Source organism: Rheinheimera sp. 1928-s, assembly GCF_029269265.1.
Classification (GTDB): domain Bacteria; phylum Pseudomonadota; class Gammaproteobacteria; order Enterobacterales; family Alteromonadaceae; genus Pararheinheimera.
Window position 1 is genome coordinate 380,677 of record NZ_JARIXP010000004.1, and the last position, 14,949, is coordinate 395,625.

General features: G+C 47.1%; 16 protein-coding genes. All 16 read right to left on the reverse strand.

Translation table 11 applies throughout. From position 1 onward, the window contains the following. Positions 1-8 precede the first annotated feature (8 nt). Positions 9-782: a flagellar biosynthetic protein FliR gene (gene fliR / locus P3C17_RS12045; protein WP_300929666.1), complete on the reverse strand. Its 774-nt coding sequence runs from the start codon at positions 780-782 to the stop codon at positions 9-11. Next, complete coding sequence (gene fliQ / locus P3C17_RS12050) at positions 782-1,051, reverse strand: flagellar biosynthesis protein FliQ (protein WP_300929667.1); 270 nt, start codon at positions 1,049-1,051, stop codon at positions 782-784. Before fliQ ends, fliR begins: the two co-directional genes overlap by 1 nt. Continuing rightward, positions 1,048-1,794 (reverse strand): flagellar type III secretion system pore protein FliP, encoded by a 747-nt coding sequence (gene fliP / locus P3C17_RS12055; RefSeq protein WP_300929668.1) that lies wholly within the window; start codon positions 1,792-1,794, stop codon positions 1,048-1,050. Before fliP ends, fliQ begins: the two co-directional genes overlap by 4 nt. After that, positions 1,795-2,241: a flagellar biosynthetic protein FliO gene (fliO, locus tag P3C17_RS12060; RefSeq protein ID WP_300929669.1), complete on the reverse strand. Its 447-nt coding sequence runs from the start codon at positions 2,239-2,241 to the stop codon at positions 1,795-1,797. Then, entirely contained in the window at positions 2,241-2,630 is a 390-nt protein-coding gene (fliN, locus tag P3C17_RS12065; protein WP_008898500.1) for a flagellar motor switch protein FliN, read from the reverse strand. Before fliN ends, fliO begins: the two co-directional genes overlap by 1 nt. A 2-nt stretch (positions 2,631-2,632) precedes the next feature. Then, positions 2,633-3,721 (reverse strand): flagellar motor switch protein FliM, encoded by a 1,089-nt coding sequence (fliM, locus tag P3C17_RS12070; RefSeq protein ID WP_233078004.1) that lies wholly within the window; start codon positions 3,719-3,721, stop codon positions 2,633-2,635. 12 nt (positions 3,722-3,733) lie between these two features. Further along, positions 3,734-4,258: a flagellar basal body-associated protein FliL gene (fliL, locus tag P3C17_RS12075; RefSeq protein ID WP_300929670.1), complete on the reverse strand. Its 525-nt coding sequence runs from the start codon at positions 4,256-4,258 to the stop codon at positions 3,734-3,736. Positions 4,259-4,418: 160 nt separating this feature from the next. Beyond that, positions 4,419-6,332 carry a flagellar hook-length control protein FliK gene (locus P3C17_RS12080; RefSeq protein WP_300929671.1) on the reverse strand — a complete coding sequence of 638 codons (1,914 nt, stop codon included), beginning with the start codon at positions 6,330-6,332 and terminating at the stop codon, positions 4,419-4,421. Between the two features lie 123 nt (positions 6,333-6,455). Then, positions 6,456-6,896 carry a flagellar export protein FliJ gene (gene fliJ / locus P3C17_RS12085; protein ID WP_300929672.1) on the reverse strand — a complete coding sequence of 147 codons (441 nt, stop codon included), beginning with the start codon at positions 6,894-6,896 and terminating at the stop codon, positions 6,456-6,458. A gap of 3 nt (positions 6,897-6,899) precedes the next feature. Further along, the gene (gene fliI / locus P3C17_RS12090) at positions 6,900-8,237 is read right to left on the reverse strand and encodes a flagellar protein export ATPase FliI (RefSeq protein WP_233078008.1); all 1,338 of its coding nucleotides are present in this window, start codon (positions 8,235-8,237) and stop codon (positions 6,900-6,902) included. Positions 8,238-8,279: 42 nt separating this feature from the next. Then, on the reverse strand, positions 8,280-9,083 hold the full coding sequence (gene fliH, locus P3C17_RS12095) for a flagellar assembly protein FliH (protein ID WP_300929673.1): 804 nt from the start codon (positions 9,081-9,083) through the stop codon (positions 8,280-8,282). A 22-nt stretch (positions 9,084-9,105) separates the two neighbouring features. Then, on the reverse strand, positions 9,106-10,140 hold the full coding sequence (gene fliG / locus P3C17_RS12100) for a flagellar motor switch protein FliG (protein ID WP_300929674.1): 1,035 nt from the start codon (positions 10,138-10,140) through the stop codon (positions 9,106-9,108). Further along, positions 10,133-11,851, reverse strand: a complete 1,719-nt coding sequence (gene fliF / locus P3C17_RS12105; protein WP_300929675.1) for a flagellar basal-body MS-ring/collar protein FliF — start codon at positions 11,849-11,851, stop codon at positions 10,133-10,135. Before fliF ends, fliG begins: the two co-directional genes overlap by 8 nt. Before the next feature lie 16 nt (positions 11,852-11,867). Continuing rightward, the gene (fliE, locus tag P3C17_RS12110) at positions 11,868-12,209 is read right to left on the reverse strand and encodes a flagellar hook-basal body complex protein FliE (protein ID WP_300929676.1); all 342 of its coding nucleotides are present in this window, start codon (positions 12,207-12,209) and stop codon (positions 11,868-11,870) included. A 160-nt stretch (positions 12,210-12,369) separates the two neighbouring features. Next, complete coding sequence (locus P3C17_RS12115) at positions 12,370-13,725, reverse strand: sigma-54 dependent transcriptional regulator (RefSeq protein WP_300929677.1); 1,356 nt, start codon at positions 13,723-13,725, stop codon at positions 12,370-12,372. Next, positions 13,712-14,830, reverse strand: a complete 1,119-nt coding sequence (locus P3C17_RS12120; protein ID WP_300929678.1) for an ATP-binding protein — start codon at positions 14,828-14,830, stop codon at positions 13,712-13,714. The genes P3C17_RS12115 and P3C17_RS12120 overlap by 14 nt, the downstream gene beginning before the upstream one ends. Positions 14,831-14,949 lie beyond the last annotated feature (119 nt).

The following is a 14,949-nucleotide window of genomic DNA, read 5'->3' on the forward strand; positions in this document are numbered from 1 at the left end:
ACGCTCTCCTAGCAGCCAATTAACTTGCAGGTGTATTCAATACCATGCTGCCAGTTCAGGTTAAAATGAAACAAAAAGGTATCCATCGTCATCCACATGATCAATAAACCAGCCAACATACTGATAGGCATACCTATGGAGAAAATGTTTAATTGCGGCGCGGTACGGGTCAAGACACCAAAAGCAATATTGACCACCAGCATAGCAGTCACAGGAGCCAAAGTAATGGCAAGAGCCGTCACTATGATCCAGCTACCAAACTCAGCCACTTGCCAGTATTTATTCACATCCAGCCACTCGCCGTTAATAGGTAAAGTTTCAAAACTGAACACCACCATCTGAAACATAATCAAATGACCGTCGTACACCAGAAACAATAAGGTGGCTAAAATCAGATAAAACTGGCCTATAGCCGGCACTGACACGCCGTTGGCGGGATCGGCCATAGCGGCAAAACCTAAGCCGGTTTGAGTGGCCAGAATTTGACCTGCGGTGACAAAAGCCTGCACAAAAATTTGCGAAATAAAACCTATGGCCAGCCCTATCAGAATTTGCTGGATCATTTGCACCACAAGATTCAGCGACATCAGATTGACGTCTTTCACTGGCGGCACCACTGGCATAATCATCACAATAAAAGCCGCACAAAATGCAGCTTTAACACGGGTTGGAATATTTTTTGCGCCAAAGGCCACCATAATAAACATCATGGCGGAGACACGGGCAAAAGGCAGCATAAAATCAGCAATAACCTGCAGTAATTGCTGTAGAGGGTATTCCATCAGCTAATAACCGAGGGAATGCTCATATAGAGCCTCTCGGTGTAATCCATAATGGTTTGAGTTAACCAATGGCCACCAAACATCAGCGCCAGCAAAGTAACAATTAAACGAGGTAAGAAGCTTAAGGTTTGTTCGTTGATAGAGGTTGCGGCCTGAAAAATAGACACGATCAAACCCACAATAAGCGACGGAATAATGGCCATGGAGACAATTAAAATCACCAGCCAAAGCGCGTCACTTAAAATATCAACAAAAACCTCTGGACTCATGTCCCCACTCCGTAGCTGGTGGCTAAAGTTCCCATCACCAATAACCAGCCATCCACTAACACAAACATCATCAGTTTAAAGGGCAAGGCAATAATCATGGGTGATAACATCATCATACCCATGGCCATCAGAATACTGGCAACCACTAAGTCGATGATCAAAAACGGAATAAAAATCATAAAACCAATTTGGAACGCAGTTTTTAACTCGCTTGTGACAAAAGCCGGGATCACCACTGTGATAGGTAAATCCGCCACATTATCAACTTTGGGAGTACCCGCTATTTCTGCAAAAGTTTCCAAATCTTTCATTCGGGTTTGATGCAGCATAAAAGCTTTCATCGGCTTTATTGCTTCATCAAAAGCCTGAATCGAGGTCATTTCTTCAGCCAGATAGGGTTGCAGCGCTTTTTGATTTACCTCATCAAAAACCGGAGCCATGATAAAAAAGGTCATAAACAGCGTAATACCAATCAACACCTGGTTGGATGGCGAGGATTGCAAACCTATGGCCTGACGCAAAATAGCCAGCACCACAATAATACGGGTAAAACAGGTCATCATAATGACCATCGCAGGCAGGAAACTCAGGGCAGTCATCACTGCCAAAACTTGCAGTGTTACGCTGTAGTCCTGAGAACCATCCGGATTTGTCGTGACAGATAAAGCGGACAAAGAGCCGCCCTGCTGTGCCAGCAAATCAGGAGATAAAAGTAAAAGTACTAATGCAAGTAATGGCCACATTTAAGAATTCGACTTCTGTTTTTGTAGTAACGCCTGAAATTGAGTGCGCCAGTCTGGCGCCGCCGGATCGTCAACCAAAGGTTGTTCTAATTCAAACAACATATTAATTTGGTTTGCTGTCACCCCCAGGACTCTTTGTTTGCCTTGTACTTCAATCACTAACAAACGTTCCCTTGGTCCCAGCATGACTGAACTAACAATTTTAATATGGCTGGACCCCGGCAATTTTATCGCCAGCTTTTTATACAACCAGGCCAGACCAAACAACAGCCCCAGCACAATAATTAACGAGCCAAATACATTCATGATGTTCATGGCATTCATGCCGTTGCCTTGAACTGAAGGTGCTGCAGTGGCTGATACTTCAGCAACAGTTTCAGCAGCGACTGTCAGAAAAGGACTAGAGGCAGCCAGAGCAAAGGTCATAACGCAACGACTTAACCGCATTAGCGCAGCTTCTTAATTCGTTCGATCTGACTGATCACATCGGTCAGACGAATACCAAATTTGTCGTTCACCACAACCACTTCGCCGTGAGCAATCAAAGTGCCGTTTACCAATACGTCCAGCGGTTCACCAGCCAGACGTTCCAGCTCCACCACTGAACCCTGGTTCAGTTGCAGTAAGTTACGAATACTGATTTTGGCGCGTCCTACTTCCATAGAAATAGTGACAGGGATATCTAAAATGGTATCAAGTTTACGTTTTTCATCGACAGTCAGCTGAGCCGGTTCTTCTTTTAGTTCATCCAGCTCAACAGCCGAAACCCCAGTGTCCACTTCAGCTTCAGCTAAAGCCGCGGCCCATTCGTCCATGGTATCTTGTTCATTCGCCATGATTATCTCTCCCCACGTTCAGATAAGTTTAAATCCGCTTCCAGTTCAGTGATATCCGCATCGCTGTCCAGGCGACGACCGCCTTTAGTGAACACATGCATCTCTGATTTCACGGACTCAGGTCGTTTAATTTTTTCGATGATTTTTAATGCAATATTGTCGCGGGAACGCCCCATTTTTGCTCTGTAGGTCGGTAGATCTTCAATCAGCACTGTGATGTGATCTGGCATTTCCACCGGAATAATATCGCCAGCCTGCAGATTCATCAGTTGTTCCAGCGTAATGTCCACATCCAGCATTTTGGTGGTCAAATCCACTTTCACATCCATAATTTCGTCACGCAGCGCCTTACTCCATCGTAAGTCGGTGTCTTCTTTATCACTTTGCACACCGGCATCTAACAGCTCACGGATAGGCTCCAGCATGGAATAAGGTAAGGCCACGTGGAAATCACCGCCACCGCCATCCAGCTCAATATGGAAAGAGCTGATCACCACCACTTCGGTTGGACTGACGATATTAGCCATAGCCGGGTTGACTTCAGAATCCAGATATTCAAAGGAGACATCCATCACGGGTGCCCAGGCTTCTTTGTAATCTTCAAAGATAAGCTTCAGCAGCATTTGAATGATGCGGCGTTCCGTTGGCGTAAATTCCCGGCCTTCGATTTTGGCGTGGTAACGACCATCACCACCGAAGAAGTTGTCTACCAGAATAAACACCAGACGCGCTTCCATGGTAATAAGGCCTGTGCCTTTTAACGGACGGAACCGCACCATGTTTAAGCTGGTTGGAACAAAGAGGGTATGCACGTATTCGCCGAATTTAATCATCTGTACGCCGTTAATGGAAACTTCGGCAGTACGGCGCATCATATTAAACAAGCTGATACGCATATGACGGGCAAAACGCTCGTTGACCATTTCGAGCGTGGGCATACGACCACGCACGATACGATCCTGGGAGGAGAAGTCGTATTCGGTCGCAGATCGGCCACGACCGTCGCCACTTTCCTCGACCTCTTCTTCTTCGACGTCATCGACACCATGTAGTAGCGCGTCAATTTCGTCCTGGGACAATAAATCAGTCAAGCTGTTGCTCTCTTATTGCATCACAAAACCAGTGAAAAGCACTTCTTCCACTACTTCACTGCCAGCCACGCCGGTTAAGGCTTCCTGCACATCTCTCAGTGCTTTTTTCTTTAAATTCTCTTTGCCTTCGACCGTGATCAGTTCTTCGGCATTGCTGGTACTAAAGTTACGTAACAAGGTGCTTTCAATTAATGGAATATGCACTTTGGCTGTTTCTTCATTGTTGCTGCCACGGACTAACAACTGTACTTTAATTTGCACCAGACGATCTTTAGAGGCGCCAGGCACATTAAAAATAAAAGGCCGCGGCATACTGACGTACAAGGCGGTGCCTTTGGCTGCCAATGCATTTGGATCTACTGCTGCAGCTGTTTCAGCACCAGCTTCAGCCGGAGCTGGTTCAGACGAACCACCTGACATCATCAGCACAGCAACTACAGCTCCAACGGCAAGTATTACAGCTGCAGCTATGATGATGAGCAGCTTTTTCTTTTTCGCTTTACCGTCACCAATTTCTAAGTCTTTACCCGCCGCCATTTTTATTCCTTATCCACTGTGATCAAACCGTATTATTGACCTCGCCATTCATCAAAGGCAATCTCTAACTGTGCATCTGCCGTTTTTCTGCTCTTATGAACAGAAACAAAAGGGATACGGCCTGTTTTGCTCTGCTCAAAACCTGCTGCTTCTTTGGTCTTTAGGCGTAATAGTCCACCACGCGGTCTGGATTCTTCTTCGGCATCAGAGCAGGATCATTGCCCTGCTCAGAACCATCAGCAGCAGTGCCCACAGCATGACCACCTGCGGTACGACGACCCCCTCCCTGGCCTGAAGACGATTGGTTTTGCTGCTGTACCGAGCCCTGGCTCAGTTCAATACCTTGCTGTTGCAATAATTCTTTGAGTTTTGGCATTTGTTGCTCCATCAACTCTTTGGCATTGCCCTGCTGCACCATAAACTGCACCGACATTTGGTCCTGCTGCAAACTTATTTTGATCTGCATCGAGCCTAATTCCGAAGGATCCAGACGAATTTCAGCGGTATGCACTTTGTCTTTAACCATCATCAGCATCTTTTCTTTTAACTGATTTGAAGCTTCTGGCTGGATCAAATTCAGTTTCTGTCCAAGCGGGTCCAGCGGCTTTTGACTTTGCTCAGAGACGAGGTCACGAGCTGTAACAGTAAGCGCTGCGCTGGCTTTTTCCAGACTGGATTTTAACTGACTGCTAAATGTATTGATTTCTGTCGCCACAGGGTTACTACTTTTTTGCTGCTCAATAACGCTGAGCAAGCTGTCAGCTTTACTCTGCTGACCGGATTCACCGGAAGAAGATGATGCTCCCTGCTCTCCCTGAGCGGACAGAGTAGCTGTTTGAACTTGTTTTAAGACCTCTTCAGTCGTCACTTTAGCTTCAGCTGGCGCAGCTTTGCTTTGTTTTGCTACTGGAGCTAATACTGCGGCTGCACTTTGAGCCTGTATTGAGGCTTTTGGATCCGTAGCCGAGGCGTGCGAGCTCAGGTTTTCGGTCTCAGACTCCTGCTCTTCAGACTGTGTAACTGTCAGGGTCACCCCTTTAGGCAACGTGAGCTGCTCTGGTTGAACCGCAGCTTTATTGATGCCAACTACTGCAGTTACCTCAGCAGTTCGCTCCGTAGTTGCAGCCACTGCAGACTCAGTTTTCCCGGTATCAACCGCTCTTTTTAGTGATTTCTCAATCTGGGCTGAAACTTTGTTTTGATCAGGGCTTGTGTCTTTTGGGATTTTAACCAGAGCCTGGTCCGCAGCCTCTTCCGTTACAGTTTCAGACAAGCTCTGCTGACCATCCTGCGGTGTTTTTTGAGCCAATTGAGCTACGCTGCCTTGTTTTAATGGGGTGTCAACAGAGTCATTTTTTACTGACAGGTTTTTATCTGACGGAGAACTCAGCTTTAAAGCTTTTAACTCTTCTGCTGTCAGATGCTGCTCTGAGCCTTGACTTGCCAGCGGCATATTTTTCAGCACAACAGCACCTTCGTGTTCAGTGGCAGCTAAAGCCTCAGCACCTTGCGCTGTTGTAGTTGGATCTGCCACCTGTTTTCCTGCAGCCTTGATCTCTGCCGGGTCGCCTGTCATTCCTGGCCAGACTTTGTCAACTTTCGGCCCTACGACCACTTTAGTATCGGGTTCTGTTTTTTCAGCTTTGGTTAAACGTTCATGCAAAGTTTTTGCTTTTTCCAGCAAGTTTAACCAATGTGATTGTTCTGCTTCGCCTTTTTCAGTACTCACCAGTTCCGCTTCAGTCTCAGCTGCAGTCAACGCTTTATCATCTTTAGCTTCTGAAGGGCTATGAGTCACCGCAGATCCGGCGGCCTCGCTTTTAGTGTCGGCTGTGCCAGCACTCTGGTTTTCAGACGATTTGTGCAGATCCGACACTTCTGAGGCATTATTCTGCCGCGTTTTAGCAACAGATTTAGCTGACTTTTCCGGCGCTTTGCCATTTACCTCTGCAGCCAATGTAGCGGCAAAACTTTGATCCGGCTCAGCAGAACCGTCGTTTGACAACCCAGCTTGTGGCTTTGCTGCTGAGACGGGCTCAGGGCTAAGCAGTGTCATTGATAATAATTCAGCCATCGATCACTCCGGTCCGGATGCAAGCAGCTGTGCTGCTTTTGCTCATTAGTGCCAGCACTGGGCAGGCAATATATTAGTTAGCAAACTACATAATAGAAAAGACATACAAAATACGCGCCACACTTAACTGACTCTGCGGAAAAATTGCTGAGAAGCTATTTCATCCAACATTTTTTGCTCTTGTTTGTCGGCTTTACGTTGTACTTCTGCCAGTTCCCGTTCAATCAGTATTTCCAGCGCTTTACGTTTTTTCTGCATATCCAGTAGCTGAAGCAAACGCTGGTCGGCACTGGCCTTGGCTTGTTGCACATATTGCTGCTGCGCCGTTAAAGCTGCATCCAGCTTACCAATGAAATTCAGATATTGATTAAAACTACGGCCCGCCATGCCCTGTTGACCACGGCTTTGAGTTTGTTGTACATACTCAATACGATAATCAGCCAGCCCCTGATATTTTTGCTGCATCGACTGGTAGTTCTGCAGCGCAGCTCTGTACTGTGCATGTAATTTGTCTTCTTTTTCCTGCTGGACTTTCACCAACAATTGAAGCTGTGCAAGGGCCATAGATTAACGTCCTAAGTGAGCAGGCAAGAGTTTATCCAGCTGTGTCAGACTTTCGTCATAAGGCACAATATCTTTCATTTCCTGCTGTAAAAAACCACGGATTTTTGGCATCAAGGTGACAGCGGCATCCAATTGCGGATCGGCACCTTTGACATAAGCACCTATAGAAATTAAATCTTTGCTTTGCTGATAAGAGGCATATAACTGCTTTACAGCACGGGCCAGTTTTTGGTGTTCCATACTGGTCACTGCAGGCATAACCCGGCTGATCGACTTTTCAATATCGATGGCGGGAAAATGACCGCTGTCAGCGAGCTGACGGGACAAAACGATGTGACCATCCAAAATAGCGCGGGACGCATCAGCAATAGGGTCTTGTAAATCATCGCCCTCAGACAGCACAGTATAAAAAGCGGTGATGGATCCCTGACCTACAGCACCATTACCAGCCCTTTCGACCAGTGCCGGTAATTTGGCAAATACCGAAGGCGGATAGCCCTTAGTCGCTGGGGGTTCACCTACGGCCAAAGCAATTTCCCGCTGTGCCTGCGCATAACGGGTGATGGAATCGAGCAGCAGCAGTACATCAAGCCCTTGCTCGCGGAAATATTCAGCCACCTGCACTGCAGTTTCACAGCCTTTTAAACGCATTAACGGTGATACATCGGCAGGAGCCGCCACTACCACAGAACGTTTGCGGCCTTCTTCACCGAGAATTTCATCAATAAATTCTTTAACCTCACGGCCCCGCTCGCCCACTAAACCAACCACTATCACATCAGCGGCAGTACCGCGGGTCATCATGCCAAGCAGCACCGACTTACCTACACCTGAGCCTGCAAACAACCCCATACGCTGGCCTTTGCCTACGGTAATAATACTGTTGATAGCGCGTACGCCTACATCCAGCGGGGCATGAATAGGCTGACGTTGTAATGGATTAATAGGAGGTTTTTTCGCGCCGCCAAATTCCTGACTTAAAATCGGCCCTTTGCCATCCAATGGCTTACCTGCACCGTCAATAACCCGCCCCAGCAGTGCCATGGTTAAAGGCACACCTTTGAAATCATTTAAAGGTGTCACTTTTGCACCAGGCACTACACCGGACACATCATCTTTAGGCATTAGAAAAATACGGTCGTTAGCAAACCCCACCACTTCAGCAAACAACTGACCGGATGCGGTTTCAACGTGACAAGTCTGGCCTATAGCCGCGGTGCAGCCTGTAGCTTCCAGAGTCAGACCCACGACCCGAACCAAGCGTCCGGCCAGATTAGGCCTGCTTTTCTGAATATGCTGCAGCTGTTGCTTTAAGTTAGCGGCTAACTGTGACGACGACATAAAACTCCTTAAACAAAGCCTGCAACAAGACAGAGCTTGATATTAATCAGGAGAATGCAAGAAATGCTCCAGACTGCTTTGCAATCTGTGTTTAATACTTCTGTCCATCGAAGATAAAGGGGTCTCCAGCAGACAACCACCCCGTTCAATAGCCGGGTCTGAGCGCAATTGCCAATGCCGCTCTGCTAATTGTTCTGCACTGAAATGCTGCTCAACCACAGCAATATCATCAGGATGAAGTTTGATCAGAATATGTTCGGTTTGCAGTGGTAATACAGCTGTCGCATCAGACAGTGTTTTTAAAATAACCTGTGGATTGGTTTTCACTTCGATAGCAATCACAGCTTCTGCCATTGCCAAACAAAGTTGCACCAGTTGCTGCTCTACCTGCTGATCGATTTGCAGTAAAGGCTGCTGCAACTGATCCAGCAAGGCAGCCAGTTGCTGCTTTTTCTGCTCGATTTCTTCAGTAGCTTGCTCTAAGCCAAGTTTTTTACCTTCGGCCTGGCCATGAGCTAAACCATCAGCACTGCCCTGTTCGCGGCCTTCTTCGTAACCTTTAGAAAAACCTTCTTCTTTACCCTGAGCAAAACCTTCATCAAAAGCAGCCTGACGTATTTGTTCAATATCGTCAGCCGTCAGAGGTTTGATGTCCAGTTCAGTGTCTTCTTCCACTGCCACTGCGGCCATCTTTTGTGTTGGCAGTGTTTTATTCAACGCATTGGTTTTTCCAACCGGAGCCTTTTTATCTGATGTCAGTTCAGGGCTTGGCCAACGTTTGAGTAGTTCAAGTAACTCATCCGTTGGCGCAAAAGGTTGTTTGGTTCTGAAAGGATCCATGGTCATACAGCTTTACTCCACAATCCTGTTACAGGAAGTCTTCACCACCACCACCACCCAGCATAATTTCGCCGGCATCAGCCAAGCGACGCGCAACTGACAGTATATCTTTTTGTGCCGCTTCCACTTCGCTGACACGAACTGGTCCCATAGCTTCCAAATCGTCGTTCAGCAATTCAGCCGCCCGTTTGGACATATTTTTCAGGATCTTCTCTTTTAAGTCGGCATCAGCGCCTTTCAATGCTTTCATCAACGCATCCTGCTGTACTTCACGCAGAATGGTCTGAATGGCCCTGTCGTCCACGTCGATCAGGTTTTCAAATACAAACATCAGATCCTGAATTTGTTGTGCCATTTCTTCGTCATGTTCGCGAATCGCATCCATCAACTGACCTTCAACATTGGTGTCGAGGTAGTTCATAATATCGGCCGCAGCTTTTAAGCCACCCATTTTCGCGGCCTGAGCACCAGCCTGACCAGCAAACTGTTTCTCCATAATTTCGTTTAATTCTTGCAGTGCCGCTGGTTGTACTTCTTCCAGGTTGGCAATACGCATAGTTAAGTCTAAACGCACTTTTTCCGGGAACTGCGACAGAATTTCGGCGGACTGTTCCGGCTCTAAGTAGGACAATACAATAGTCTGGATCTGCGGGTGCTCGTTGCGGATGATATTCGCCACCTGCTTCGAGTCCATCCATTTCAATGAATCCAGGCCTTTGGCGCCACCACCCAGAATAATCTGGTCAATCAGATTCGAGGCTTTCTCTTCACCTAAGGCCGCGGTTAAAGCGCGGCGGATAAAGTCTTCGCTCTGGAAGCCGATAGTACTGAAATTCTGAATTTGCTCGATAAAAAGCCGGTGCACAGCGGCAATTTTGGCCTGGTTCAGATCGTCGATCTGCGCCATCGCCATACCCACCTTTTGCACTTGTTTTGGCTCCAGGTGTTTTAAAATCTGTGCAGCGTCCTCTTCTGACAAACTCAGCAACAGGATAGCGGCTTTCTCGACGCCATCTAATTTGCCTACGTCAAAGCTCGGCTTGATGTTTTCAACATTACTCATCTTCGGCTAACCAATTTTTAACGACCAATGAGGACAATTCAGGTTCATTCGCAACCAGAGCCCGAACCGCTTTTAACAGATCTTCATCACCATGCAAGTCTGGCAGCATCAATGTGCCATCCGCTGCGAAACCTACAGACTTCGCATCAAACTCGCGGGTTAACATATCCAGAGTATCGTCACCCAGATCCAGACCACTGCTTAAAGAAGATTCATCATAAACATCCTGAGTATCTTCAGGGTAAATCAGTTTCTTCAACATTGGACGAACCACAGCAACAATCAACACGATAATAATCAGTGTACCCATCACCAGCTTCAGCATACGGGCAAACCATTCCTGCTCGTAAATCGGAGGTTCAACAGCTTCAGCCATAATACTGCGGGCAAAAGGCACAGATACAACTTCTATAGTATCGCCCCGTTGTACATCAAAACCAATGCCCCCTTGCAATAAACGACGGATATTGGCAATTTCAGCCTGAGAACGGATTTGTGGTTCAGTCACAGTGCCATCGGCTGCTGTTGTACCTGGCATATAATCTACAGCAACAGAAACACTGATACGACGAATCACACCGGACTGCTGAGTCGAATGACTGATGGTGGTATCCAGTTCATAGTTACGGGTCATTTCTTTGGTATTGCGACCAGGCACTACAGGTTTACTGGCATCAGCTCCGACTGCTTGTTCAGGAATAGCGCTGTTCAGTGGCGGCTGGTTGGTTAAAGCACCAGGAATGCCGCCTAAACCACCACCCACGCTGTTTTCTTCAATGCTCATTTCGCTGCGCACCGCAGGTAAATCAGGATTAAAACGTTTTTGCGTTTGTTCAACAGCAGTAAAATCCATTAATAAATCCACCTGAGCTGTGTAGTTATCTACGCCCAGCACCGGGATTAAAATGGAGTCAATTTTCTGACGATATTCTTCTTCACGAGCGCGTTCCATCTCATATTCTTTACGACTACGGGCTGATGAAGCGTCTTGCGAGCCGCTGTTCAGCAGACGACCATTTTGATCCGTCACAGTCACACGGCTGGGTTCAAGACCTTGTACCGCAGAAGCCACTAAATCGACGATGGAATCGACTTCACCGTCTTTTAAGCTTTTACCGCCACGAACTGTCACCATCACAGTAGCGGACGGTTGTTTTTCACGGCGGGCAAAAATATTCTCTTTTGGAATAGCAAGCAATACACGGGCTGAGGCTATGCTTTGAAATTGTTCGATAGTACGGGCCAGTTGCTGTTCACGGCTGTGTTTTAACCTTTCCATCTCTAAACGCTGGCTGACGCCAAAACCACTGTCCTGCATCAGAATTTCATCGCCGGTGGTTTGTTGCTGCTGTAAACCTGCACGTGCCAGTTTGAGCTTAATATCCTGATATTCTTTACCGGACACCATCACCACCTGGCCTTCAAGCTTGTAATCTACTTTTTGGCTGTCCAGATAATCCAGAGTTTCAATCAGCTCTTTGGTTTCAAAAGTGCCTAAAGGTCGCATATCAGGCTCGCGGGCCCACAAAATAATCAGCACAGCTAATGCAATACAGATAGTTAAAGCGACAATCAAACTGATTTGCCGCACCATATCCATGCCACCGCCCATAGAGCCTAAGAAGCCGGATTTCTGCTCCTGTTGCACCGGGGTGTTGCTGCCAAAATCATCTGACGAAATTGCCAGTTCAGTTGAGGTACTTTCTGCCACGTTTTAATCCCCCGCCTTAGACCGGCATCGACATAATTTCTTTATAGGCTTCAACCAGCTTGGTTCGCACCTGTACTGTGGCTTCAAAGGCTAAAGAGGCTTTTTGCCCGGCAATCATGGCCTGAGCCAAAGACACTTTAGGGTCGCCCATTTCAACAGCTGTGCTGAGTTCACGGCTTTGAGTTTGTAAACCATTTACTTTGTCCAGCGCACCTTTGAGCATGGCGGAGAAATCAGATTGGCTGGTATTTTGCTCAGGGATAGCCGGAATGGCCAATTCAGAAGGCACACTTCGGGCTTGTGAAGCGAGGGACTGAAGTTCCTGATAAAGACTGTGACCTTGACCTTGAATGTTCATCTGCTGTGACCTGTCAAAATATTGCTATTACTACGATTAACAGAGATAAAGCAGGGATCGTGCCAGAATTAAATTTAATAAAATGAGATGATTGAAAATTAAAAATGGGGTCAGATCACATAAGTTACGCATAACTTATGTGATCTGACCCCATTTTCATTTAAGCAGGTAACTGAATACCAGACTCTCGCATCCTGGCTAGTTTGTATCTTAAGGTACGGGCACTGATCCCCAGACGCTCGGCCACTTCTTTGCGGCTATTGGCACAAGCACGCATAGTTTCCAGAATAATACGGTGTTCCTGCTCGTAAATTTCAGATTTAAACACACTGACATCCAGCTCGCCGCCCTGAGTCAGAGCTGCATCAGGCATGCTGTCCATCATATTGGGTGCTGATTCAAGCAAAATATCGGCTGCATTGATCTGGTCGCCATCACAAATAATCAGGGCGCGTTGCACTATGTTATCCAACTCACGCACATTACCAGGCCAGTAATGCTGCATCAGTTTGTGCTGAGCTGCATAACTTAACAGAGGCTGAGGCATACCTGTGCTACGACAATGCCGTTCTAATAAATGCATCGCCAGCGGCACTATGTCAGCCGGACGTTCTGCTAATGCTGTCCAGGTCAGTGGAAATACGTTCAGACGATAGTACAAATCTTCGCGGAATTTGCCTTCGGCCACAGCCTGTTTTAAATCTCTGTTGCTGGTGGCGATCACCCGCACATCCAATTTAATGGTTTTACGTGCACCTAAACGCTCGACTTCACGTTCCTGCAATACCCGCAGTAATTTCGCCTGCAGGTTTAAATCCATTTCACTGATCTCATCCAGCAAAATAGTACCTTGCTGGGCTTGTTCAAACTTGCCTGGGCAGGCCTGTATAGCGCCGGTAAAAGCACCTTTCTCGTAGCCAAACAAGGTAGCTTCCAGCATATTTTCCGGAATAGCAGCACAGTTAATGGCGACAAAAGGACCGTCAGGACGACCACTTTGTTGATGGATATAACGTGCCAGCACTTCTTTACCAGAACCACTTGGCCCTAGTACCAGTACATTGGCATCAGAACGGGCGACTTTCGCTGCCAGTTTGACCAGCTGTTTGCCCTGCTCTGAATGCACTACAGGTTCTATAGTGGCTACTTCTGCGCCCAAGGCATAGCGGCTGACCATATTGATCAGCACTTCGGGTGAAAATGGTTTCGCCAGATAATCCACAGCACCATTACGAATAGCAACCACGGCGTCATTGACGTTGGCATAAGCCGTCATCATCAACACAGGCAAAGACGGAAAGTTCAGCTTCACTGTTTTGAGTAAATCTAAACCTGACATAGTACCCATTTGCACATCACTGATCAGTAAAGAGATTTTATGCTCTTTTAACAGCTGCAAGCCTTGTTCAGCACTTTGGGCTGGCACCACCTGATAATTCGCCAGACTCAGCGTGTCACACAATGCTTCGCGTAAACCGGCATCATCTTCAACGACCAAAATACTAGTTGTTTGCATAACTTAACTCCTGACCTGCAGTGACAGGCACATAGACGGGAAACAATAATTCAAAACGGGCGCCACCCAACTCTGAAGTGCAATAACGGATAGTGCCATTGTGAGAGTGAGCAACAGCTTGCACCACAGCTAATCCAAGGCCAGTGCCCTGACTACGGGTGGTAAAAAAGGGTTCAAAAATTTGTTGCTGTAAATGCTCTGGTACACCAGGGCCATTGTCTTCGACCGCTATCATCACCAACTGAGGATTAACAGTATCTAAGCGGGCTTCGAGTTTCAGCACAGCCCCCTGACCTATAATTTGCATGCTGTTTTGCAATAAATTCTGAATAGCACCAGCTAAGCTGCGTGGGTTTCCCAGAATTTGCACATCAGGTTCTGGCAGTTGCACACTGATTTGACTTTGCTGTTGCTCCACCAAAGCCTCAACACCTGCGAACACCTCGGTCAGCAGTTGTTGCAAAGATAAGGCTTCTACTTGCTGTTCGCGTCCTGCGCGGGCAAATAACAGCATGTCATTGACCTGCTGTTCTAAATCCACCAGACGGGCCACCAGCTTATGCTGAAATTGCTCACGCGAGTTTGGGTTCAATTTAGGGCTGGTTAAATTCTGCGCATATAACAAAGCTGAAGATAATGGAGTGCGAATTTGATGCGCCAAGGACGCCATCATTTTGCCAAGGGTCGATAAACGCTGTAAATGAGCCAGTCGGCTTTGCAACTGACGGGTTTCCGTCAGATCAGTTAATACAATCAACTGCCCTGCTTCAGGCTCTAAGGAACTGATTGCCAGTTTGACTCTGCGCCCATCTAATAAGGACACTTCCATACCGTCATCACTGCGGGGCCGGAACGAGCGCGCTATCACATCCAACCAGCGCTGCCCCACTAAAGGCTCGCCTAAGATAGAAATAGCAACGGGATTAGCTTCAGCCACATAACCACGCTCATCCAGCACTATAACGGCTGTTGGCAGGTTATTGACCAAATGCTGCAGGCGACGGGCCTGACGGGCCGTATGAATGGCAGTTGCTGCTGGTACTTCTGGCTGCGCTTGTGGCTGCATTTCTGCTGCAACATAAGCATAAGCTTTGGCTGAACTCATAACGTCTCTGCAAATGAATTGACACTAGCCATTCAAATGCACAAGACATGCCACAATTAAATATTGATTTAAGGGATGTAAAATCAATAACTTAACAGGCCATTTTTTTGACAATTAAG